Raw genomic sequence first — 23,141 nt, forward strand, 5'->3', positions numbered from 1 at the left:
TTCGGAAGGCATCAGCGATACATCAGGTACTTCAGTCGGCGAGTTTGAAACTCTTCCAACTCTTCTTGGTAGGCCGCCTGCAACTGCTTCACCGAGTGACTACCCAGGATTCCTTCCGCTGTTTTCTGGCTGACCAACAAACGGTTCAGTGACTTCGTATTCCAATCATCGGGAGCAAGTTTCCTTAACGTCATGGCAATGGTTAGCGCGGTTTGCAACGGATCGAACTCAGCCCGCTGAGTCAGGATCACGTTCACTCCGCCACACTTTTCATTGGCAAATTTACTGGCGTTCGGAGTGAACTCGATCGGGACAAATCGCACCCCGCTCAATCCTTGTGCGTTCAGTTCACTCGCCAGTTCCAATGCGTCGATCCAGGGAGCACCGAAGTGTTCAAACGGTGTGTCCGTTCCCCGGCCTACGGACAAATTGGTCGTCTCCCACAATCCGATCGCCGGATAAAGGTAGGCCGCGTTGAGACTGCGCATATTGGGTGATGGATTGATCCACATCCGTCCGGTTTGATCAAACCCGGGGCGTCCTTCCCAACCCTCCATCGGAATGACTTGCAGATCCAGATCGAGTTCCCATTCCGCTTGGAACATTTTCGCCAGCTCACCAATCGTCATCCCATGCCGGACGGGAATGCGGTGGTAAGCGATGAACGACTCGCTTCCCTCATCGGTGATGGGACCTTGCACCTCCGTCCCGTTGATTGGATTGGGCCGATCCAAAACTACAAACCGAACATCATTCTCTGCCGCCGCCTTCATCACGCCACCCATCGTCGAGATGTAGGTGTAGAAACGAACGCCAATGTCCTGAATATCAAAGACCAGCGTGTCGATGCCTTCTAGCATCTCCGCTGTCGGAACTCGCGTTTTGCCGTACAGACTGTGAACCTTCAATCCCGTCAGGGAATCCTGCTGATCATCGATGTTCGCTTGATCCAATTGCCCGACAAACCCATGTTCGGGACTGAACAAAGCGACCAGGTCAACGTCCTTTGAATCGTCCAGCAACTGAACCGTCGAGGCTCCGGTCAGGTTCGTGCCCGTGTGATTCGTGATCAGCCCGACCTTTTGACCAGCAAGGCTTGCGAAATCATCTCGCTGCAAAACATCGATTCCGGCCAGAACTTGCGCACTGGCCACACTGGATTGGGAGATGGAAAGCGAGATCGCAAGCAGACAAGCTACAGCACACGGATGATGCATGATTGATTTCAGAGAGAACATGTGTTGTCGGTATCACAGAGTCATTTTTCGAAAAAGTGGTATCAATTCTCGGCTCGCCGCCCGGCAGGGATCAAGCGACTGGCGATGTAGCCTGCCGTGAACGTGGTGACCGACCCGATGATCGCGAACCATGGCCACGCGACAGCCGTTCCAAACTTGATGGCAGTGAGCACGACCATGCCCGAGACCATTCCAATCAGAGCCCCACGCTGGTGAGCAGAAGTGGTCAAAATCCCAAGCAGGAACACGCCCAACAAAATCCCCGCCGTGAAGCCCGCAATCGCGAGTGCATCACTGATGACACTGCTGGACAGATAGCTCGCACCGATCCCAATCCCGATCTGAATCAAACCAAAGGCAATCGTCAGCTTGCGACTGACTCCGAGAAGGTTGCCAGATGTTTCGCGATCAAAGCTCTTCTCGTCAGTTTCTTTGTCAGACGATCGGTTGTAGCGAGCGAGCAGCCAGGGCTGGTAGAAATCCGAGACGGCTGCCGAGGCCGACGAATTCAACGAACTGGACAACGTTGACATGGCTGCCGCAAACACCGCCGCAAGCGTAATGCCAACCAAACCAACCGGCAGGTAATCGACAATGAACGCCGCGAAAACTTCGTCGTTGTGTTCAAACGCTCGCGGATGGATTTGCGAATAGAAACATGCCAACGCAACACCCAACACCAGGAACAAAGCGAACTGGATCAGGACCACCACGCCACTGGCAACCACGGCTCGCTGCGCATCCACCGTACTGCGGGCCGCAAGGTAACGTTGAACAATCATTTGATCGGTCCCGTGAGTTCCCAGCGTCAACACCGCTCCGCCGATGACTCCCGACCAGAACGTGAACGGTTCGGTCAGCACACTGAACGTTTCAGTTGCTCGAACGCGGAAATCAAAGACATGGAAACGCCCGGTTTCCTGACCAAATTCGACCAGTTGTTGCCAACCGCCCGGGAAGTAGTTGACAAGAATTTGCAACGACAACACGCCACCGACCATGTAAACGACCAACTGGATGCAGTCGCTCCAGATGACAGCTTTGATCCCGCCAAAGAACGTGTAAACGATCGTGAAGACCCCCAGAATCACGATGCAGCTAACCAGGTCAACGCTGAGCACCTTTTCTAGCGCGATGCCCGCCAGGAACAGACGCAATCCATCGCCCAAGTTTCGGGTGACCAGAAACAGCAACGATGCGAAACGTTTGCTGGATCCGCCAAACCGCGTCGCCAAAATCTCATAGGCCGAATAAATTTCGCCGCGTCGAAACAGCGGCACCAACACGATTGCCACGATCAAACGGCCGATGACCAGCCCCATTCCCAATTGCAAAAAACGCATGTCGCCATCGACGGCGAAGGCGATTCCAGGCACGCTCAAGAATGTCGCAGTGCTGGTTTCTGTTGCGACGATCGATCCCAAGATTGACCACCACGGCATCGAGCGTCCGCCCAGCAAGTAACCTGCCAAGTCCTTTTGATCTCGCCCGACCCAGATGCCAAAGGCAACCATCGCAAGCATGTAGATGACCAGAACGGCAAGGTCAAAGAAGCTGATAGCCAAGTGTTGAATCTCGTATGCGGAAGTCCATTTGGCGGCGTGAACTCGCCCCGTCTCACCTGCGTGGCTACCTTACTGTATTTTGTTGGGGTCGGGTTTGTTGCGGTCCGGGAAATCACTCCTACGAAACCATTCACCATGCTGAATCAGTTGAATCAATTGACCACGGAAGCTAGCAACCCAGCTTCTGCCCAAATCGATTCTTTGTCAGCGTTGCAGATCGTTCAGCTGATCAATCAACAGGACGCTTTGGTCGCTGCCGCGGTGAACACGCAGGCCGAAATGATCGCTGAGGCAGTGGACGTGATCGCGGACAGATTTCGATCCAACGGACGCCTGATCTACTTGGGAGCTGGCACGTCAGGTCGCCTAGGGGTGCTCGATGCAAGCGAATGCCCACCCACCTTTCGCACCCCACCCGAAATGGTCGTGGGTGTTATCGCCGGCGGTCCCGAAGCGCTGACCCGCGCGATTGAAGGTGCCGAGGATCACCCTGAATTTGCTGAGCGTGACTTGGCGAAGATCAATTTATCCAGCAACGATGTGTTGGTCGGGATCGCCACCAGCGGAAGAACCCCCTACGTCATCGGCGGGTTGAAATACGCCCGATCCATTGGTGCATTCACAATCGGCCTGAGCTGCAACCCAAATTGCCAGTTGCGGCCGTTGTCCCAAATCATGATCGCGCCAATTGTCGGTCCAGAGATCGTCAGCGGATCGACTCGCATGAAAGCTGGAACAGCGACCAAGATGGTCCTGAACATGTTGACAACTGGTGCCATGATCCGAATTGGAAAGACCTATGGCAATCGCATGGTCGACGTCCGTGCAACCAACGAGAAACTGGTCGCCCGATCGCGACAGATGCTGTCGGAGATCGTCGGTATCTCCGGCGATCAAGCTGAACAACTGCTGCAGCAATGCGACGGCGAGGTGAAGACCGCGATCGTCGTTCACATAAAGGAAGTCTCGCCGCAGACCGCCCGTCAAATGTTGGTCGACGTCGACGGACACCTCAGTCGCTTGCTCGCAACGCCGTCCGAATGAATACTTCAGACGGACTCATCCTGGGGATCGACGGGGGCGGCACCAAAACCGTCGCTTGGTTGGCGAGGTGCGACTTCAAGAACGACGGCGATCTCCCCAACGCCACTGAAACAATTGGTCGTGGACATTCGGGATCGTCGAACGTTCGCGGCGTTGGCTTCGAGACTGCGTTTGACAATTTGAATCTGGCGGTCGAGCGAGCCTTCACTGATGCGGAGCGGTCTCGAGTCACCGTCGAGTCTGCCTGTTTGGCTCTCGCGGGTGCCGGTCGAGATGTCGAACAGCAACGCATCCGGTCTTGGGCCGAACAATGTCAACTGGCAAGCAAGTTGACGGTCGTCGATGACGCATTGCCAGTGCTGTATGCCGCCTCACCAGACGGGGTCGGAATCGCGTTGATCGCGGGAACTGGTTCGCTGGCCTTGGGCCGGAATGAAAATGGCAACATGGCGCGATGTGGTGGCTGGGGAAGCTTGCTCGGCGATGAGGGCAGCGGCTATCAGATTGCTCTCGCAGCACTACGAGCTGCCGTTCGCGTCGATGACGGGCGTGGGCCAGCCACTCAATTGCATGGTCGACTGCTTGAGCACTTCGTCATTCAATCGGCCGTTGAATTGATTCCAATTCTGCATGCCGATCCGAACAATCGAATCATGATCGCCTCGCTCGCGCCACTCATCTTTGATGTGGCCGGTTCGGGCGACCCGGTTGCGATGCAGATCATTGATCAGGCATCGACGGATCTGGCGGAGACGCTCAAGACGCTAATCAATCGACTGGGCATGCTCACTCAACCGGTCTCGTTAGCAGGCACCGGCAGCGTACTGATTCATCAGCCTGCGTTCACACAAAGCATTCGCGAAAAGCTGGCCGAGTCTGGAATTGAAACGGATTACCGTGCAATTCCTGAGTCAGTCGCCGGGACGCTGGTGATCGCAGTGGGATCGATGACAACTCACTGACAAACAGTGGTCCGGTCAATCACCAAGCACCGCATTCGGGCTCGTGTTCGTCTTCAACACCCAAGCGGGTTTTGAACTGCTGGAACTTGTCGTACAAGCGTTCGCTGCTGCTGTGCACATGCTCAGCCTCGGTAACAAACTTGATCGAGTCGTCCGGGTAGACGTCGGAATTGATCAACGTTTGACGGAATCCATCCAGCGGCGTGCCATAAGCAATCAACAGTTTGTGTTCGTCCAATTGGACTTCCTGTTGCTTGGCCGTGTTGATGATGGCGATGCCGGTGCAGCCGTCATTGAGCAGCACGTCTTCGAATTCCATCAGGATGCTTTTCAGCACGGGAACATCGATGTGTTCGCGGTACAGATCTTCGTGTTGTGAAGAACTGTGATGGCTCGTTTCCAAGACAACATCGACAACACTGCCCAATTGATCAATCAGGTCCAAGAACACATCCATCAAAATCGGCTTGGATGCGGCGGCCATGATCACCGGAGTGGTGGATCCATTGGATTCGTCGACGTATTTGTCGTATCGAAATCCTTGACGTGGCGAAATCTGCACGTCGTAGGAAGGTCGGATGGCGTCAGTCAATTCAAACATCCCATAGGTTTTGATCCCCATGTGAACTTGCAACTCTTCGTCGGAAAGACGTTCAAAGCTGCCTGGCGCGGATGTCGGAATCGCGTCGTCCTGTGTCGTCGGACGAAGGATGCGTTTGAGAAAGCCCATTGGTTGGTAATTTTCGACGCGTTCGTAGTGTCGACGTCAGGGTGAAAAGATTGCCTGAGCCGGTTCACCGCTGCGACTGGTGAACACACAAAGCTAGGTCACACCTCGACGAAGACTCCACAACTCATCCAGAACCGCTCAAAACTCGCTGAATGGGTTTTGTGCTGGCCTCCCAAAAATTTTCACCGCTACAACCGGCACAAACGTTCTGCTCAACCTGCCACCAAATGGCCAACACACGAACAGAACCCACCGAAAGCGGTTGACACAAAAGCCAGGGAGTCGACATTGGGGTGTCAGCGGTGCTCAATCGCCGCGAATTTCAGAAAAACGCTTCTTTGAAACGCATTCAAGCGGCTGGTCATGATGGATCGAACAGCATTCCGACGGACTTTGCCCCGTCTACGACGCATTTTCTCGAACCAAGGCCATTCATCGGGCCTCGGCTGTGAGTCCAATGCCGCGAACTCGGATTTCACGAAGCACCGGGCTCGAAAGTCGCTGAGAACACTCTGTCTGATCGCGATCGCAGTCCCCGTGATCGCAGGCCCGCTGGGTTGCGATCTGCCTGATCGGTACGACATTGAATCGTTTGAAAAACCGGCCCCTTGGCATTCTGACGCTTCGTCATCTTTCGCGTCTCAGGCCAGCAACACGGCACGCCCGAATTCTGCCGCCGACGCAATGCGGCAATCCGGAATGCCAGAAATCCTCACCCCAGGTCAATCACCTTCGGCGACCATGGGAACGGTCTCCGGCAAACCTGCCTCACAGACTTCCGCGGGCGACATCGCGAATCGACTCGCCGACGAATGGGAAACGTGGCAAATTCACAGCCTGCGTTCAACCATCCTGGGCGGCATTCATGCCAAATCCACTCGAACAGTCGACAACCAAATCAAAGTTGAACTGGAAGAACAAGGTTTGACTTACCGAGGCATGCTGCAGATCCTCGAATCCAACCAGCAAACATTTTGGCACGATGCCAACGGCGATCTAAAGAAAGTCGACTGCACGTTCCGGCGAGGCCCAATTGAATCGCACCGGACCATTGAAATCACCGCGAGCGAAGTGCAGTTCGTAGATGACCGTTTGGTCTCATCGCAGAAGAAGACACTGCGAATCAACTCGCCACTCGGCGGACCACTGCACGTTTACCAGACATTGCGCCGAAAGCCGCTGAAGGAAGGCGAGATTCGCGAAGCCAACGTGTTGCTTCCGATCATGGGCGAAGTTGCAACGCTTCGTCTGCAACACAACTCACTCGCTTCGCCTTCGGTATTGACTCCGCAAGGGTTCCAAGAGGTCGTTCTCCAAGAAGCATCTTGTTTGCTGTCGCTCGACCCCAAACGTCAACGGGAAAGCGTTTATTGGTTTGATGATCAGGGCCAGGTCCAGCTCTATCACGTCTCGAACGAACAACGATTTTCGTACGGCTGCAAAGAGTCCCAGTACAAACTGCTGGGAAAAGAGTTCCTCAACCAAGATTATCCGATTGCCTTGCAGGTACAGGGCAAACCTTTGGAAACGGAGTCCAGCTTGCTAGCGGGCGATCTGCGACAAGTGGGATACAAAATCATGTGGGCCAAACCGCCCGCACCTGAATCGGTCACGCCAAGCGAAGACGAGCAGACCACCGAATCAGAGTCTGACGCACCCGCTGATGACGACGACAACCGGATTGCATTGGCACCACGGCAATATCTACAACGCGGCGGTGACGGCGTCGAGCAAAAGCTGATCGTTTCCCGCGTTCCTGTTCCTCAATCAAAGCTTCGTGATCGCTTTGATCAATTCGGAGGAGAAGACACACCGGCTGATTTGGCGGCGACATCCTTGGTCGACTATCGATCCGCTACCGTCCGGCGGATTGCCAAGGCGACGGCCAACAGTCCTGACTTCACAACTGCTGAGCGTGCGATGGAGATGAACCGAACGGTTCACTCGCTGTTGTCCTTTCAACCACTTTCACAAGGGATGCGGCCGGCCAGCCAGATTGCGGACTCATCGACGGCCGACAGCACGGAGCAGTCCATTCTGCTGATGGCTTTATTGCGATCCGCTGGCATCCCGTCTCGGATGGTAATGGGCATTCGTCACCAAACTGCCGACCACATTTCGCCCACACGAGATCTGGCGTTGCCGTTTCAAACACGAGCACGTTTGCCCGATGGGAACCGCTTTGTTTATCACGCGTGGGTTGTGGCCAAAGTGGACGATCAGTGGATTTGTTTGGACCCGGTTGAAGGAACCGAAACCAAACCTGATTGCTTGGCGATTGAGACGACCGACATGAAGGACATCGATCCCATTGATTTGGTCGAAGACTTCATCGACAAACTTTCGCGGATGCAGATCAGCATCTACGCGGTCATTCGCGGGGCATGATTGCAATCGCCGCGATGGTCAAGCTCGGCTCGGCCGCATCGTTTTACATCGCTTTGTTCAGCGTACGGAGCTTTGTTCAGCGTACGGAGCTTTGTTCAGCGTAAGAAGTTTTGATCAGCGTACGAATTGATCCGATAGCCAACGGGTTTGTCTCCGCCCGACGACGAGCGCATAAAAAAACGCCCCGGAGAAGGTTACCCTTCGCCGAGGCGTTTTGGAGTCACGTCTGTTTGACGCAGTGGTCTACTTTCATCAAGTGAACAAGTTCACTCAGCGAACGTAGCTGGCACTGGCCTGAATGACGCGACGATTACGGGAAATGCTTGCACTTGGATCAACGATCGGTGCTGGTGGCATTGGAGCTGCTTGAGGAGCAACAACTGGTGCTGCGGTAGGAGCAGCATAGGTCGATCCACATCCGCATCCGGTGTCACAAGGAGCTGCATCGCAGCCCATGTCACAGCAGCTGCTCTTCTTGCAACCGAGGTTGCCGAAGAGTTTCTTCAACAAGCCACCTTTGCCGATGCTGCAGCAACCGCTGTCACATCCGCTATCGCAGCAGGTAGGTTCGCAAGAAGCGATTTCGCAACCGCAAGCTGGTTCGCAAGCGACTTCGCATGGAGCTTCGCAGCAGCTGTTGCAGCCCTTGTTGAACAACTTGCTGAGCAAGCCGCCCTTGCCGATGCTGCATCCGCTGTCGCAGCACGAAGGTTCGCAAGAAGCGATTTCGCAACCACAAGCTGGTTCGCAAGCGGTTTCGCATGCAGGAGCACAGCCACAATCAGCGATTTCGCAACCGCAAGTTGGTTCTGCACAGCTGTTGCATCCGCCGAGCAGTTTGCCCTTCAGCAAGCCACAACCGGAGTCGCAACCGCCACAAGGAGCTTCGCAACCGCAATCGGGTTCGCAAGCAGGAGCACATCCGCAGTCGCTGTCGCAACCGCCGCAAGGTGCTTCCAAACCACAAGTAGGTTCGCAAACAGGAGCTTCGCAGCAAGCTGTCGAGCTGCCGCAGCCTTTCATGCCGAGCATGCGATCAAGCAAGTCAAAGCCAAAGCCTTGAGTACAGACCGAACTCGCCACGACCATCGTCAATGTTAAAATTGTCCGCTTCATCGGAGATTATTCTCCCTCTCGAGATTGTTGCGGGAAGTTGTCGGCAGTGATCCGTCACTTGCGATTCTGCAACCTCACCGTTGAATCGTTGCCCTTGGGGACACGGTCGTCGGACGAAGTCGCCGACGATCAAGTCCCGAGGTCAAGACTTCAGAACACAAACCGAACCAGGTGCGAGCACCCAGCCCGCTGACTTCGTTCAGTTCTGAAATCCATTTCGATTCGTGCCAGGGTCTCTGGCGACGGTGTAGCTGGTCCAATCGTTGGATGAAGAAACATCTGCCAGATGCAGACATCCGCTGTCTGCATCTCTGGGTCATCCGAGTCGCCTGAGTGAATTCGAGCCTTCGACGCCGGGAGCGTTTCAAACCCGACTCATGCGGTCGGACAACAAACGTATCGGCGACACCTAGGCTTCAATGCAGTGGTTTGGGTGTTTTTCGGCAGCTTGTTAACGTTTGCGGCTTACGGAATTTCAGCCCGGTTATCCGGCGGGTATGGGTCGTCCCGAACGATCCTCTGGTACGATGCGTGCAATCGATCCAGACTGACAAAAACACCCTCTGATGGCCGGGGCGGAGGCTCAATCCGAGCGGTCGATGCCGTGGAACTTGCCAACGTGAAACCAGGCCGTCCTTCGCCACATTCGTAGTACAGAAGTCAAAACCGATGGTCGCCAAACCCGAAATCGTGGATTTGACACGGATCAAACCGGTTGAATGCCCCTGCGGGCAGGCTCGCCGAGCCTTCGCGGAGTCACCTGAGTTCCCCGGCACGTTGCACCTGACACAGATCAGCCTGGATGCGAAACCGCATCACCACCGCGATCACACCGAGGTCTACGTGATTCTGACCTGTGACGCCGACGCCGCGATCGAACTCAATGGCGAACTTCATCCCGTTCGGCCACTGATGTCCATTCTCATTCCACCCGGGGTCCAACATCGAGCGGTCGGAAAAATGGAGGTACTGATCGTGTGCACACCTGAGTTCGATCCCGCGGACGAGCACTTCGGAGATCCGGCCGTCTCTTCAGCCTGAACGACTCGTTTTCTGTAACTCGACTGCGCTGTGCCGTCTGATCTCGGATCCGGTGCCGTCTGTGCTCAGATCCGGTTTCAAAAGCGTCCTGCTCCCACGAAAACGCAAAAACACGCCGAAAGGGCAGACTTGTCAGCTTTTACGTTTTGAGCATTCGAGGGGATTGCACGTGACGGGTCCCGGCACGCTAAAATCATTTCAACCAATACGATTCGAATTATCCTGTCGTGCCCCACCTTCCCACCTCATCCCTCCCACCGGAATCCTTGATGTTCGCGACGTTGCGCCGCTCTGTCACTTCGCCACAATCCCAAAGGACCTCACAACAACAGGCCAGCACTGCTCGTGCGGTGACCGTGTTGCTGTGTTTGATGGGTTTTGTAGGTGTGACCCTCGGATCCAACACCGCCCGTGCCCAAGAAAACGGTCAAACGGCGGACTGGACTTACTGGCGAGGCCCTAACTTCAACGGGACCGCCGAAGCTGAAAACCTGGTCGAAGACTGGGATTCCGAAGGCGGCGAGGGCAGCAACCTCATCTGGAAACGGGAAGACATCGGTACTCGCAGCACGCCAGTTTCGATGAACGGCCGGCTTTACACGATGATGCGTTCGAATCCGGGCACGGACACCGAAGGCGAAAAGGTCGTCTGCCTCGACGCGGAAACCGGTGAAACCCTCTGGGAAAACGCTTTCAACGTCTATCTATCTGACGTTCCTGACACCCGGGTGGGTTGGAGCAGCGTTGTCGCGGATCCCGAGAGCGGCAACGTTTATGCCCTGGGCGTGTGCGATTTGTTTCTCTGTATCAATGGAGAAACCGGGCAAACTGTCTGGAGCAAACCCCTTCACGAACAATTCGGGATGTTGTCGACCTACGGCGGTCGGACCAACTTTCCTGTGATTCACGAAGACCTCGTGATCATCAGCGGTATCATCATTAACTGGGGCGAAGCTGCCAAACCCAACCACCGCTTGATCGCGATGGACAAACTGACCGGCGAGGTTGTCTGGTTCAGTGGCACCAAGGATTTGCCCAACGATACGACCTACTCAGCGCCCACACTGACCACGATCGAAGGCCAACGGCAATTGATCCTGGGAACGGGCGATGGAGCGGTCTGGGGCATCCAACCTCGCACCGGCAAGCCACTTTGGCATCACGACCTATCTCGTCGCGGATTGTTCGCCACGCCTTTGGTCGACGGCAACCGGGTTTATGCTAGCCACAGCGAAGAAAACATGTCCGGCAGCTCGATGGGTGCGGTCGCTTCCGTCGAAGTCGGCGGAACCGGCGACGAAACCTACGGCAAAGAAGTCTGGAAGATGGAAGGGCTGGTCGTCGGCCGCAGTGCCCCCGTCGTCGTCGACAACCGTTTGTATGTGGTCGATGACCGTTGCAAGCTTTGGATCATTGACACCGAAACCGGTGACTTGATCGCAGAGCGGATCGCAATCGGTGACCGCAAACAATGGCCCTCGCTCTTAGTCGCAGATGAAAAGCTGTACGTCCTGACCGAAAACGGTCGGTGGGCGATCTTGGAAATGACGGAGGACGGCGTTGAGTTCCTCAGCAAGGGCCGAATTCGCAACGAGGCATTTCATTCCTCGCCAATCTTGGCCAACGGCAAGCTTTATTTCCAAGGTGCTTCGGCCCTGTATTGCGTCGGCTCGCCTGAATCAAAGCAAAAGCCACTCGTCCTGGCAGAACAATTGCTCGGCGAGACGCCCATCGAAGAAAACCCGGAACCAGCTCAGTTGTTGGTCACGCCAGCGGAAGGTTTACTGTATCCCGGTCAAACCATGAAGCTATCAGTTCGATTGTTCAATCGATTGGGACAACGTTTGGCTGATCCGGCCGATTCGGACATCACCTTCAGTGTCGAAGGCCCTGGCTCGGTCGACGGCAACGTCTTCACCGCCGATTCCGACGTCGCCCACACCGCGGCCACCATCATCGCCAAAGTTGGCAGCGTCACCGGACGCACTCGGGTTCGCATCGTTCCTGAACTGCCATGGGCGTTCGACTTTGATGACTTGAACGATCCACCACTGTCCTGGGTGGGGGCTCGCTATCGTCACGTGATCCGCCCTGTCGATGGTTCACCGGCACTCGTGAAGATCAGCACGATTCCAAAGGGAGCACGAAGCCGTGCTTGGATGGGATCCAGCGAACTGAAGAACTACACCATCGCCGCTGACGTTCGTGGCAGCCGTGCCAATGACCAACTCCCGGACATCGGTTTAACCGCTCACGGCTATGTCTTGGACTTGATGGGCAACAGCCAACAGTTGCAAATCCGATCTTGGTCACCGCAATTGCGAATGGCACAAACCGTTGATTTCCCTTGGAAAGAAGACCAGTGGTATCGGATGAAATTCCGAGCCCAAATCGAAGGCAGCGGCGACAACGCCATTGCCGTGTTGAAGGGCAAAGTCTGGCCTCGCGGTGAAGAAGAGCCCGCTGACTGGACCGTGACCGCGGAAGACAAGATTCCTGTTCTGTCGGCCAGTCCTGGTTTGTACGGCAACGCGAAGGTCGCTGAGCTCTACATCGACAACCTGGAAGTCACACCCAATGAGTGATCGCGATGATGCGGTTGATTTTGTGCCGCATCCAACGTCACCGACTGATTGAACTCCCTCCCAATCTGCAGCGAGATCGCGACCCTCCAACCGTCGCAATTCGCTTCGAACATCCAACGAACCCTCCCTCCCAAAAACAATCATGGCTCGCTCTGAATTTTCTGCTTGGTGCTTGATGCTTGGCTCAGCGATACTGGGCACACTGACAACGGTTCTGCTGAGCGGTTGCCAACCGCCTGTTCCGTTGAGCACTGTCACATTGGCCGCCGCTGCTGCGAACGAAACGGTCGTGGCCGACGTGGACAAATCGAAATCCGATTCTGGATCTGCTGCCGACGTTAGCGAATTCATCCCTCCCGCTGAGGTCATCGAATCCGGCAAGGAATGGCCACAATGGGGCGGCACCCGCGTCCGCAACAATGTGCCCAATGCAAAGAACCTGCCCGAGTCCTGGAACATCGGCAAATTTGATCGCCGCACCGGCGAGTGGGATGGATCCAAAGCTGAAAACGTCCGCTGGTTCTCCAGCCTAGGAAGCCAAACCTACGGAAACCCAGTCGTTTCAGGAGGCCAAGTCTACGTCGGTTCCAACAACGGCAACGGTTACCTCAAACGCTATCCCAGCAACGTGGACCTCGGTTGCTTGCTCGCTTTCGACCAGAAAGACGGCAGCTTCCTATGGCAACACAGCAGCGAAAAACTGATCACCGGTCGTGTCCACGATTGGCCATTGCAGGGCATCTGCTGTGCACCATTGGTCGAAGGCGAACGATTGTGGTTCGTGACCAGCCGCGGTGAAGTCCGCTGCCTGGACACCAAAGGTTTCCATGATGGTGAAGACGACGGACCAGTCCAAAACGAAGTGGCTCGTGTCGGCGACTTGATGAACAGCGGCGAAGGAAGCGACTACGAAGATTCGTTGTCGTCGCTGAACCAAGGTGAATTGACCAAATCACTGACGAAGGTTTTGACCGACGCCGGAAGTGAACCCGAAGGCGACATCGAAATCAAAACACTCGCGGAAAACAAATCATGGACCGCCAAAGGCAATTTTGGTGGCGTCGATCGTACACTGGCAATCAAACAACTCGGACCACGCATCTCGATCTTCAAGACATTGTCGGTAGAGGACAAACAAGACGCTGACGTGATTTGGGTTTTCAACATGATGGATGAACTCGGGGTCAGCCAACACAACATGTGCTCATGCAGCGTCACCAGCTACGGAGACTTGTTGTTCGTCAACACCAGCAACGGTCTCGACGAATCACACATCAACTTGCCCGCACCCGAAGCTCCCAGCTTCATCTGCATGAACAAGAACACCGGTGAGGTGTTGTGGACTGATCAATCTCCTGGCACTAACATTTTGCACGGACAATGGTCGTCACCTTCCATCGAAGTCCTCGGTGGCGTACCGCAAGTTTTGTTCTGCGGTGGCGACGGATGGTTGTACAGCTTCAAAGCTGACGGCGGAAAAGATGGTGCGGGCGAATTGCTTTGGAAGTTCGACTGCAATCCCAAGGAATCCAAATGGATCCTCGGCGGCGAAGGCACTCGCAACAACCTGATCGCGACCCCGGTTGCTTACGACGGTTGGGTTTATGTCGCCGTTGGACAAGACCCTGAGCACGGCGAAGGGGAAGGTCACCTGTGGTGCATCGACCCCACCAAACGTGGCGATGTTTCGCCTCAGTTGGCCGTGAAATTGGAAGGCGATAGCCGCGAACCCATCGACCACAAACGCATTCAAGCGGTTGAACCGGAAAAGGGCGAGGCTGCTGTCGACAATCCGAATTCGGCTGTCGTTTGGCACTACTCATTGGCTGACCAAAACGACGACGGTGAAATTGATTTCGAAGAAGAAATGCACCGCAGTTGCGGCACGGTTGCCATCAAAGATGACGTGCTTTACATCGCTGACTTCTCCGGATTGGTCCACTGCTTGGACGCGAAAGGGAATGAAGATGGCACACCGATTGTTCACTTCACCTACGACATGTTCGCCCAAAGCTGGGGCAGCCCGCTGATCGCCGACGACAAGGTCTACATCGGTGATGAAGACGGTGACGTCTGCGTGTTCGAGTTTGGTGCGGAGAACAATGAGCCCATCGAAGAGATCAACATGGGAACCAGCGTTTACAGCACACCCGTCGCTGCCGATGAAACGATCTTCATCAGCACGAAGGACAAGCTGTTCGCAATCGGTAAACCTCGCTGAGCACCTTCAGCGACCGAGACCATCATTCGGCGTCGCCACAGCTAGACCGTGAGCGACGCGTTCTTGAAACAACGAACTGATGGCAGAGCCAAAGACCATCGCTAGAATCAACATTTCGCCACCTTGTTCAGTTTGGACCGGTGGCGAAACTCGTTTGGAAACGAGCGAAATCAGCTTGACGGGTCGGCCTCGGAATCAATCGCGAAATTACGCGTCTTGATCCAAGGACTGTTCATCGGAGTTGCGGCGTTTAGGCGTTGGCCGATCCACAACATGCTCTTCACGACGTCGTGAAGTTTGTGGATCTTCGTTCTCACTACGCTGCGAGACAGGTGCGACCCGATAGGTCAAACCATGAAGCGTGTGAATGAATGGCGTCGAAATGGGAGCGAACATGGGTGTCGTCTCGTTCAGAAGGTCGGTGGACACGAAAGCCTAGCTCTCTAAACCAACTTTTCGACGTTCGCTTAGGTCGCGATTCACCAAAAGCGACATTTCGTCACGACCCAAAGTCCATCTGGTTGGATTGTGCGGGCAGAATGACACACAACGCGCACCAGGAAAACACAATCCGCCAACAAAGCGACTTTCCGCAACCTTAAAAAGGTCACTGACACGCCGACGCTCAGCAACTCGTCAGCGACAACCCGTCGAGCAGTTCAGCGGCAGCTTCGCTTTTGTTCAGAACGTAATAATGGATGCCGGGCACGCCATTGTTCACCAAATCAATCGTTTGCTGACGAGCGTGCTCGACGCCCACGCGGAATTGATCCTGATCATCATCTGCTTCGGTCATCGCGGATTCCAGTGATTGCGGGATCGCCGCCTTGCACATCGATGCGATCCGTTTCGCTTGCTTGAAATTGGTCACGGGCAAAATCCCTGGAACGATCGGCACCTCGATGCCAACCTTCTCACAGGCGTCGCGGAACCGGTAAAAATCATCGTTGTCGTAGAACAACTGCGTGATGACGATGTCTGCTCCCGCGTCGACCTTTCGCTTCAGATTGGTCAAATCGGTTTGGAAGTCCACCGCTTCTTGATGTGTCTCAGGATAGCCCGCAACCGCAATTCCTAAATCACCGAATCGTCCACGGATCAGTTCCACCAACTCATTGGCGTATTTCAGACCGCCCTCGGTGACTTCGAATTGCGTTGTTCCCTTGGGTGGGTCACCACGCAAAGCAACGATGTAGTCGACGCCGATCCGACCGGCTTCCGTGAGGTAGGCCTCCAGTTCCTTCACGGTCGACCCGACACAGGTCAGGTGAGATGCGACGGGCAGTTTGGTGATTTGCTTCACCTTCTGCAGGACCTCGAGTGTTGTTCCTTGGCTCGAACCGCCCGCTCCGTAAGTGCAGGTGAAATACTTCGGGCCAAACTGCATCAACCGTTCGACGTTTTTGCAGAGCAATTCCACACCTTCGGAGGTCTTAGGCGGAAAAAGCTCAAATGAAATCGCACAATCGGTGGACTGATAGACAGAAGCCAGAGTCATCAAACAAATCACAAAGGAGAAAAAGCTGCGAAACGAGAGTGTTTCATTTTTTGGTGAGTGAACTGCACCGACAGAATTGTCTTCGGTCCCTTCGATGAACGTCTAGGAAGTTCAAGCCACCACACATTTCCATCGCAGAAACGCTCTCAACACTGCGAAAGAATAGCCTGGCAACTTCACCGGCTCAGCGGCAGCCGACGAAACCGGGCACCGCGCCAGTATAAACGCCCGCTCGTTTTACGGAACCGAGACTCCCACCACGATTGAACCGAAGCCGCCGAACTTTACCGTTTTTTCCGTCGCTCCCAAACCGAATTCGCCATTAAAACCGCGTGGATATCCAGATGATCAGCACACTTCGGTGGCTGAAACAATCGGTTTCGGCGTTGCCTCTCGCATTGACGGATTACGAGGCAAACGACTCAGGCCGCTGAGCCCCCGGCCATTTACCTGCCGGAGCGGTGCCGGCAACGACCACACCCTTCTTTTCCCAGCCCAAATACGCTGTCACGTCCGCGGGGCAATACCGCAGCGTCAAACCGCAACGCCGTCGGTCACTCTGGTTGGGCGCCGATCCGTGAACCAACAAATCGCTATGGATGGACACCTGTCCGGCACGAACGGGAGTGAACCGGTGCGTTCCATACTTCTCAGGTTCCGCGACGACTTGATCCAGAACATTCCCCGAATCTGAATCGGTCATGTCAAAATCAATCAATCCGTGCTGATGAGAACCGGTGAAGACTTCCATCCCACCATTGTCTAAATCGGCATCGTCGATCGCCAGCCAAACGGTCACGGCTTTGGTTGGTGTCAGAGGCCAGTAGCTGGCATCTTGATGCCAATCAACTCGCTTGCCATCGCCAGGCATCTTGCAGAAGAAATGCGATCCCCAGCCAATGACATCTTCACCCAGCAAATCGGAAACGTATCCAACTAACTTTGGATGCTGAAGCAAATCCCAAACACGAGCGTGCTTCAGATGAGCACTGCTGATCGAATAGCTGTCTTTTCCGGCCGCCATGGTTTCTGCCAACAAGGCATCAAAGTATTCACGCAGCGAAGCGGTTTCATTCGCGTCGAGAACATCCAGCGGCCCCAAATAGCCATCTTCGTTCCAAGCCTTCACCTGCTCTTGGCTCAGCAGATTTGGAGAATCATTGATGGTCGGAAAGAAGCGGATGTCACGCTGGACCGTCGCAATGGATTCCCGATCAGGAATGATCGCGAACTGAGTGTCCGAGGAGGAACTGTTGTTGTTCATGAGCGTTGGACTTCGTGAATAGGTGTGGGGATTTGTTCATTGTCAGTCAGTCCCGCGGCCGATTCAACCCAACCAGCTTGCCGGGACATGCCTGCAAGACCGTCAAAACCGGATTAGTCCATCGACTTTCTCTTTTGCTGGGATGCCACCCGTCAGGTTGGAGGCGCCGATCAATCCATGCGAACTAGGGTTGGATGCAACCGTTGCCATCATGGCGGTTGCGACACATTTCCCTCTTTGTCAGCACCCAATTCGTTCGAACGGTTTGCATCATGTCCATCGCAGCCAGCACTCATCCAACACGGAAGGACCGATCCACGACGGTCGTCGATCGCACAGTCCAATACGGCGTCGTGAAGAAGATTGCTTTTCACTGGATCGTTTTGTTTGTGTGCAACTCCGTTGCCTTGCTGCTCTGGTTGCGTTTGTTTGAACAACCTGACCTGAGCTGGCAGCACTCGTTCGAAGACTGTGTACGCCGGTTCTTACCGTTCTTCTTGATTTCGGTCGCGCTGATCCCCGCCTTTGTGCTCGACACACTGAAACTAACCAATCGTTTCGCCGGACCGATCATGCGATTGCGAACCGAGATTCTCAACGCGGCCGAAGGCCGCCCAGTCAAGCGTTTGTCATTCCGAACCAATGACTTTTGGAAAGACGTCGCTGATTCGTTCAACAGCATGGCCCAGCGAACCGGGTTGTTGTCCGATGCCGACGCCGAACCAACCGGCGACGAAACCAGCCCATCATCCACCAACGCCTGATTTCATTCCGATGCCTGTACCCACCTCCAAACGACGGAACAAATCAGTTCCTGGGCGGCGTCATCGTCGTCGCCGATCCGGTGTGGCAACGGTTGAATTCGCCGTTTGCTTGCCGATTCTGATCCTGCTGGTTTTCGGTTCAATCGAAGCCTCCAGCATGATTTTCTTGAAACAGTCTCTCAACGTCGCCGCCTACGAATCCACCCGCGAAGCAATTCGCGATGGACGAAGCAATGCCGACGCCGCAGCGAGAGCCCAAGCGATCCTCGATTCGCGTGGCATCGTTGGCTACCGAATCACTTTCCCCAATGGCGAATCATTGGATGCCGATCGTGCAGCAGAAGTCATCACCTCCGTGACGGCTTCGAGTGCAGAGAACAGTCCCTTGCTGGGACGGTTTCTCACCAACCGCCAACTCACCGTCAACACAGTGATGCTGAAGCAGTAAGACATCAGCACGTCGTTGATTCCCAAACGCACGTCCGACTCGCCCCATCTTTCTCCGACTCGTTCAGAACTGCACCATGCGAAATCCCTTCACTAGCAAAGCGAAACTGTCTCGCAAATTTCGCGATCGCTGCGTCGCATTGGACCCCAAGCAAGCTCGAAACGCACCGCAACGGCACGGGGCGATGCTGGTCCTGATCGCGATCATGATGTTCTTGTTTCTAATCGTTGTGGCATTCTCGATCGACATCGCCCAAATGCACTTGGCTCGAACCGAGTTGCGTTCATCCACCGACGCCGCCGCGAATGCTGCCGCGACGACCTTGGCAGATACACTCGATCGAAATCTCGCGATTCAACGTGGACAGCAAATCGCACAAGCTAATTTGGTCAATGGCCAACCTTTGCTTCTCGCTGATGGAGACTTTCAGTTCGGCAGATCCGATCGTCAGGTCAATGGCAAGTACGCATTCAATGCCGGCGAAGCACCTTTCAACGGTGTTCGCGTCAACGGACAACGCACGACTGGTTCACTTTCGGGTCCTGTTCCATTGTTCTTCGGAAATGTCACCGGAACATCCATCTTTGAACCCGAAGCCTTCGCGACGGCAACTTACGTCGAACGAGACATCACTTTGGTGGTCGACCGCAGTGGCTCGATGGCCGGCAGCCGATTCAATGATTTGCAAGCCGCTATTCGGATCTTTACCGACCTGCTCGCAACGACCCCCGTCGACGAACAGATTGGGTTGGCTTCGTACAACGACCGAGCCAGCGAAGACGTTCAACTGACCGAGAATTTCGCTGAGGTCAACAATGCGATGGACCGCCTACGAACCGGCGGCTTCACCAGCATCTCCCGCGGCATGCAAGCAGGGCAAGAAATTGCACTGCGTGGTCGCCCACCTGAATTTGTCGAACGAACCATGATCGTCATGACGGATGGTCGCCACAACCGCGGCCCCGAACCACGCGTCGTGGCAACCGACTTGGCGGCCGATGGCGTCACCATCCACACGATCACTTTCGGAGCTGGGGCCGATTTCGGTCGCATGCAAGACGTCGCACGAATTGGCGGGGGACGTCACTTCCATGCCACCAATGGCGATCAATTGCGTGACATCTATCGTGAGATCGCACTGACACTCGGAACGGTTTTGACGGAATAAATACGCCTGACCGGCCGCACTTCCACTTCATTTTCTCACGATCCAACCCCATGCAATCTCTGTCTCACGCTCGCCGACACTTCGCCAAACCGGAATCCCGAAAAGGGGCCGTCGCGGTCGAATTTGCCATCGTCGTCCCGCTGTTGTTCCTGTTCTTCTTCGCAGGCTTCGAATTCATGCGAGTGGCGATGGTTCGGCATACGGTCGACAACGCCGTTTACGAAGGCGCACGCGTCGGAATCATTCCTGGTGGAACCAACGCTGAAATCCGAGCCGAAGCGACTCGAATTCTTGGTACGATCGGAATCGATGAATTCACTTTGGAAGTCGAACCGGCGAACATCACCGATGCAACACAAGACGTCACCGTTCGTGTGACTGTCCCGTTGGATCGCAACACCTACGTCCCTGCTCAATACTTCTTGGGTGAGGAGATGCAACGAGAATTGACGATGCGTCGCGAAGGCCGCTGATTCACTTTCCCAATCGAGTCTTCAAGAACGATTGATACTCCGGTCGATCACGCCACTCGTCAAAGAACACTTCGTAACGCGAATCGTTCGTCCAATACTTCGGTTCAGCGTGGTCTGGATTCACGCGGCCTTCGGAATAATCCAAACCCGACACGCTGTCCTCGACGGAGTCATTCCATTCGGCCAACCACTCGCTCAAACGCGATGCAATTTCCGGGTAGTCACCGGTCACGTCTTTGCTTTCGCTGACATCTTCGTCCAGTTGATACAACTGTTCGCTCGTCACCGATTTCCCCTTCTGCTTTCGCGTCTCGCGAATCAACTTCCACCGGTTGTCGACCACCGCCGAATTACCGCGAAAACGAAACCCGAGCGGTTTTTCGCGATGCGACACCACCGCCTCATCCTGACCCTGAATCACTGGCAACAAACTGATCCCATCGACAGGCGTGGTCAGTGAGTCACCGGGCAATCCCAGCAAATCCACCAGCGTCGGCGCAATGTCGGTCGCACAAGCTGGAACCCGACTGATGCGACCTGCTTGAATCTGGTCGGGCCAGTGCAATACACAAGGCACACGTAGCCCGCCCTCGTAAAGCTGCGACTTGTGACCGCGCAACGGTTCCGTCGTCGATGGTTCGATGCCCTTCAAACCACCGTTGTCACTGCAGAACCAAATCAGCGTGTTGTCCAGCACCCGCAATCGCTCCAGCCCTTCTCGCAGAGTCCCCAGACTTCGGTCCATGGCAACCAATTCACCATAGTGATTGCGAGAACCCTCATCCATGCCATCGACGATCCGCTGCAACCTAGCCTTCTCATCTTCGTCTTCGCCCGCGTCGACCAGTGTTTGCATGTCTTCATCGGATGCAACAAACGGACTGTGTGGGGTGCCATACCAAACCACCGCGAAAAACGGTTGCTGAGACCGTGCTGATCGAGACGCGAAGTCCAACGCCTCTTTCACGATCACTTCGGACGAGTCGCCTTCAAACGCTTCAAACTTTCCCCGTCGACTCATCAACGGATTGCGATCAAAGAAGTTGGTCACCGACAACCACACATCAAACCCAAACCGACCGGGGTGATAGCGATCCTCGCCCAGGATCGGAACACCCGGCCCGCGAAGGCCATTGAGATGCCACTTACCAAAGTGACCCGTCACATAGCCAGCTTTTCGGATCGCAGATGCGATGGATCGCTCTTGATGTCGCAGGGCGTGACCATGCGAAGGCACACCGGTTCGCTCAGGCGAACGCCCCGTCAACACGCTAGCTCGGGTCGGCGAGCAAACTGCGGAAGCCGCGTAGAACCGATCCAGACGCAAACCGCCGGCGGCCAATCGATCGAGCTCCGGTGTCTTCAGCAACGGATGGTCAAAGTATCCCGTCTGCGCATACCCCAAATCATCCGCCATCACCAAAATCACATTGGGACGATCCACCTCATCGCCAACGAGATCTCGGCCCAGCACCGTGACAAACACGATCATCACAACGCCACACAACAACCCGCTCAATCTAAACGACATTCTCTGTTCTCCAAAGAAGCAAACGCGTCCGCCTTTCCAACCAACCCGCAATCGGAATCGCATTAAAATTTCGCCGACGCAAACAGCGAAATCAGTCGCCCATCATAGGCTTTGGCAAACTCTCATTCTTAAATCAATCCGGTCGATGGGCGTTCAAAAAAAGAATTGCTTTCTGAAGTGAATCCCCCTCAAAGAATCGCTTGCCGCCGTGGCCTGCTCCTTCCAGCCTGATGAGTTCGACGTCCAGACCAACGGCGTCGTACAACTCAACCATCCGGTCGCTTTGATCCAACAACACCGTCTTGTCGGCGGTCCCATGAAAGATCAATAGCGGCGGGTCGTCGGTGGACACATAGGTCGCCGGGCTAGCCAATCGTTCCATCTGCTCGGGAACCTTTCCGCCTTCGCCGCCCAGCAAGGCGTAACTGCCGGATTGATTGGTGTACGCTCGCTCGGGTTGAGTCTTCCCACGTAAAACAAAGTCAGTTGGGCCGAAGTAATCGATCACGGCCTGCACGCTGGAAGACTGCTTGAGGTTGCCGCCAACTTCTCCTTCCAACTCAGTCACGTCACCCGACGTGCCAAGCAACAACGCCAAATGCCCGCCCGCGGAACTTCCCGCGACCGCGATCCATTCCGCGTTGTATCCATAGCGATTTGAATTCGCTCTCAACCAACGAATCGCCGCTTTGCAGTCGTGAACCTGAGCGGGAAAAATCGCCTCTTTTGAGAAGCGATAACTCAAGCTGGCCAACGCATAGCCGTTTTCGGTCACCTCCATCAGTTTTGGATTTCGTCGCGAACCATTTCGCCATCCGCCGCCGTGAATCCAAACCACCAAAGGAGGCGGCTCGGACGTCATTGGCAAAAACAAATCCAGCTGAAGCGATCGAGCTTCGTTCCCGGCACCTGAAACCTCCGCGTAGACGAGTCCTTGATGCTTCACAACCGAACTTGATTCCTCGCAGTGACCGGTCTTCTGCAATATCAGCAAAGACATGACAATGAGCAACCAAAGGCTATGACGGTGTTTCATCTTCGCGTTCCCAAATCAACTTAGGTGGACGAGGCTCATTGCCGGCTTCGCTGGACGGCTCATCATACC

The 23,141-nt window shown here is 55.0% G+C and carries 19 protein-coding genes; 11 read left to right on the plus strand and 8 right to left on the minus strand.

Translation table 11 applies throughout. The annotated features are described in order from the left end of the window. Window positions 1-11 precede the first annotated feature (11 nt). Together RB_RS15325 and RB_RS15330 are read right to left on the minus strand one after the other, a co-directional pair. On the minus strand, window positions 12-1,238 hold the full coding sequence (locus RB_RS15325) for an exo-beta-N-acetylmuramidase NamZ family protein (protein WP_011121423.1): 1,227 nt from the start codon (window positions 1,236-1,238) through the stop codon (window positions 12-14). Window positions 1,239-1,279: 41 nt separating this feature from the next. Continuing rightward, window positions 1,280-2,803 carry a sodium:solute symporter gene (locus RB_RS15330; protein WP_011121424.1) on the minus strand — a complete coding sequence of 508 codons (1,524 nt, stop codon included), beginning with the start codon at window positions 2,801-2,803 and terminating at the stop codon, window positions 1,280-1,282. A gap of 135 nt (window positions 2,804-2,938) precedes the next feature. Here RB_RS15330 and murQ point away from each other — a divergent pair, with 135 nt between their 5' ends. Both murQ and RB_RS15340 read left to right on the plus strand, forming a co-directional pair. Beyond that, entirely contained in the window at window positions 2,939-3,847 is a 909-nt protein-coding gene (gene murQ / locus RB_RS15335) for an N-acetylmuramic acid 6-phosphate etherase (RefSeq protein ID WP_011121425.1), read from the plus strand. Next, the gene (locus RB_RS15340; RefSeq protein ID WP_164922076.1) at window positions 3,844-4,809 is read left to right on the plus strand and encodes an N-acetylglucosamine kinase; all 966 of its coding nucleotides are present in this window, start codon (window positions 3,844-3,846) and stop codon (window positions 4,807-4,809) included. The genes murQ and RB_RS15340 overlap by 4 nt, the downstream gene beginning before the upstream one ends. A 19-nt stretch (window positions 4,810-4,828) precedes the next feature. Here RB_RS15340 and RB_RS15345 read toward each other — a convergent pair whose 3' ends face one another. After that, entirely contained in the window at window positions 4,829-5,539 is a 711-nt protein-coding gene (locus RB_RS15345; protein ID WP_007326821.1) for a hypothetical protein, read from the minus strand. Between the two features lie 363 nt (window positions 5,540-5,902). Between RB_RS15345 and RB_RS15350 the strand changes: the two genes are divergently transcribed. The 5 genes from RB_RS15350 to RB_RS15375 all read left to right on the plus strand — a co-directional run bounded on the left by RB_RS15350 (window position 5,903) and on the right by RB_RS15375 (window position 14,890). Beyond that, a complete protein-coding gene (locus RB_RS15350; RefSeq protein WP_011121428.1) occupies window positions 5,903-7,927 on the plus strand; it encodes a transglutaminase-like domain-containing protein in 2,025 nt (674 codons plus the stop codon). A 454-nt stretch (window positions 7,928-8,381) separates the two neighbouring features. Continuing rightward, window positions 8,382-8,990: a hypothetical protein gene (locus tag RB_RS15355; RefSeq protein WP_037226531.1), complete on the plus strand. Its 609-nt coding sequence runs from the start codon at window positions 8,382-8,384 to the stop codon at window positions 8,988-8,990. Window positions 8,991-9,712: 722 nt separating this feature from the next. Next, the gene (locus tag RB_RS15360; protein WP_011121435.1) at window positions 9,713-10,084 is read left to right on the plus strand and encodes a cupin domain-containing protein; all 372 of its coding nucleotides are present in this window, start codon (window positions 9,713-9,715) and stop codon (window positions 10,082-10,084) included. Window positions 10,085-10,434: 350 nt separating this feature from the next. Continuing rightward, window positions 10,435-12,669 carry an outer membrane protein assembly factor BamB family protein gene (locus RB_RS15365; RefSeq protein WP_164922887.1) on the plus strand — a complete coding sequence of 745 codons (2,235 nt, stop codon included), beginning with the start codon at window positions 10,435-10,437 and terminating at the stop codon, window positions 12,667-12,669. A 142-nt stretch (window positions 12,670-12,811) separates the two neighbouring features. Next, window positions 12,812-14,890 carry an outer membrane protein assembly factor BamB family protein gene (locus tag RB_RS15375; protein WP_011121439.1) on the plus strand — a complete coding sequence of 693 codons (2,079 nt, stop codon included), beginning with the start codon at window positions 12,812-12,814 and terminating at the stop codon, window positions 14,888-14,890. 207 nt (window positions 14,891-15,097) lie between these two features. Here the strand turns inward: RB_RS15375 and RB_RS15380 are convergent, their stop codons facing one another. The 3 genes from RB_RS15380 to RB_RS15390 form a co-directional block, all read right to left on the minus strand. After that, window positions 15,098-15,286 carry a hypothetical protein gene (locus RB_RS15380; protein WP_007336495.1) on the minus strand — a complete coding sequence of 63 codons (189 nt, stop codon included), beginning with the start codon at window positions 15,284-15,286 and terminating at the stop codon, window positions 15,098-15,100. 229 nt (window positions 15,287-15,515) lie between these two features. Continuing rightward, window positions 15,516-16,400 (minus strand): methylenetetrahydrofolate reductase [NAD(P)H], encoded by an 885-nt coding sequence (gene metF, locus RB_RS15385; protein WP_007331387.1) that lies wholly within the window; start codon window positions 16,398-16,400, stop codon window positions 15,516-15,518. Window positions 16,401-16,794: 394 nt separating this feature from the next. Continuing rightward, window positions 16,795-17,652 (minus strand): phytanoyl-CoA dioxygenase family protein, encoded by an 858-nt coding sequence (locus tag RB_RS15390; RefSeq protein ID WP_007331388.1) that lies wholly within the window; start codon window positions 17,650-17,652, stop codon window positions 16,795-16,797. A gap of 272 nt (window positions 17,653-17,924) precedes the next feature. On the opposite strand from RB_RS15390, the gene RB_RS15395 reads away from it, so the two are divergent. The 4 genes from RB_RS15395 to RB_RS15410 all read left to right on the plus strand — a co-directional run bounded on the left by RB_RS15395 (window position 17,925) and on the right by RB_RS15410 (window position 20,505). After that, window positions 17,925-18,416, plus strand: a complete 492-nt coding sequence (locus RB_RS15395) for a hypothetical protein (RefSeq protein WP_231845679.1) — start codon at window positions 17,925-17,927, stop codon at window positions 18,414-18,416. Window positions 18,417-18,426: 10 nt separating this feature from the next. Next, window positions 18,427-18,864, plus strand: coding sequence for a TadE/TadG family type IV pilus assembly protein (locus RB_RS15400; RefSeq protein WP_011121445.1), 438 nt, complete (start codon window positions 18,427-18,429; stop codon window positions 18,862-18,864). Window positions 18,865-18,940: 76 nt separating this feature from the next. Further along, on the plus strand, window positions 18,941-20,032 hold the full coding sequence (locus RB_RS15405) for a vWA domain-containing protein (RefSeq protein WP_164922077.1): 1,092 nt from the start codon (window positions 18,941-18,943) through the stop codon (window positions 20,030-20,032). A gap of 50 nt (window positions 20,033-20,082) precedes the next feature. Then, window positions 20,083-20,505 (plus strand): TadE/TadG family type IV pilus assembly protein, encoded by a 423-nt coding sequence (locus RB_RS15410; RefSeq protein WP_007325606.1) that lies wholly within the window; start codon window positions 20,083-20,085, stop codon window positions 20,503-20,505. A gap of 1 nt (window position 20,506) precedes the next feature. Here RB_RS15410 and RB_RS15415 read toward each other — a convergent pair whose 3' ends face one another. Then, on the minus strand, window positions 20,507-22,036 hold the full coding sequence (locus RB_RS15415) for a sulfatase family protein (RefSeq protein ID WP_231845680.1): 1,530 nt from the start codon (window positions 22,034-22,036) through the stop codon (window positions 20,507-20,509). Between the two features lie 133 nt (window positions 22,037-22,169). Further along, window positions 22,170-23,072, minus strand: coding sequence for an alpha/beta hydrolase (locus RB_RS15420; RefSeq protein ID WP_011121449.1), 903 nt, complete (start codon window positions 23,070-23,072; stop codon window positions 22,170-22,172). Window positions 23,073-23,141 lie beyond the last annotated feature (69 nt).

The organism is Rhodopirellula baltica SH 1, from assembly GCF_000196115.1.
GTDB classification, from domain to species: Bacteria; Planctomycetota; Planctomycetia; order Pirellulales; family Pirellulaceae; genus Rhodopirellula; species Rhodopirellula baltica.

Coding starts and splice junctions, on each gene's coding strand:
- RB_RS15340 (WP_164922076.1), top strand. CDS start 3,844: ATGAATACTTCAGACGGACTCATCCTGGGGATCGACGGGGGCGGCACC.
- murQ (WP_011121425.1), top strand. CDS start 2,939: ATGCTGAATCAGTTGAATCAATTGACCACGGAAGCTAGCAACCCAGCT.
- RB_RS15355 (WP_037226531.1), top strand. CDS start 8,382: ATGTCACAGCAGCTGCTCTTCTTGCAACCGAGGTTGCCGAAGAGTTTC.
- RB_RS15350 (WP_011121428.1), top strand. CDS start 5,903: ATGATGGATCGAACAGCATTCCGACGGACTTTGCCCCGTCTACGACGC.
- RB_RS15345 (WP_007326821.1), bottom strand. CDS start 5,539: ATGGGCTTTCTCAAACGCATCCTTCGTCCGACGACACAGGACGACGCG.
- RB_RS15410 (WP_007325606.1), top strand. CDS start 20,083: ATGCAATCTCTGTCTCACGCTCGCCGACACTTCGCCAAACCGGAATCC.
- RB_RS15420 (WP_011121449.1), bottom strand. CDS start 23,072: ATGAAACACCGTCATAGCCTTTGGTTGCTCATTGTCATGTCTTTGCTG.
- RB_RS15405 (WP_164922077.1), top strand. CDS start 18,941: ATGCGAAATCCCTTCACTAGCAAAGCGAAACTGTCTCGCAAATTTCGC.
- RB_RS15390 (WP_007331388.1), bottom strand. CDS start 17,652: ATGAACAACAACAGTTCCTCCTCGGACACTCAGTTCGCGATCATTCCT.
- RB_RS15415 (WP_231845680.1), bottom strand. CDS start 22,036: ATGTCGTTTAGATTGAGCGGGTTGTTGTGTGGCGTTGTGATGATCGTG.
- RB_RS15395 (WP_231845679.1), top strand. CDS start 17,925: ATGTCCATCGCAGCCAGCACTCATCCAACACGGAAGGACCGATCCACG.
- RB_RS15400 (WP_011121445.1), top strand. CDS start 18,427: ATGCCTGTACCCACCTCCAAACGACGGAACAAATCAGTTCCTGGGCGG.
- RB_RS15380 (WP_007336495.1), bottom strand. CDS start 15,286: ATGTTCGCTCCCATTTCGACGCCATTCATTCACACGCTTCATGGTTTG.
- RB_RS15325 (WP_011121423.1), bottom strand. CDS start 1,238: ATGTTCTCTCTGAAATCAATCATGCATCATCCGTGTGCTGTAGCTTGT.
- RB_RS15360 (WP_011121435.1), top strand. CDS start 9,713: ATGGTCGCCAAACCCGAAATCGTGGATTTGACACGGATCAAACCGGTT.
- RB_RS15375 (WP_011121439.1), top strand. CDS start 12,812: ATGGCTCGCTCTGAATTTTCTGCTTGGTGCTTGATGCTTGGCTCAGCG.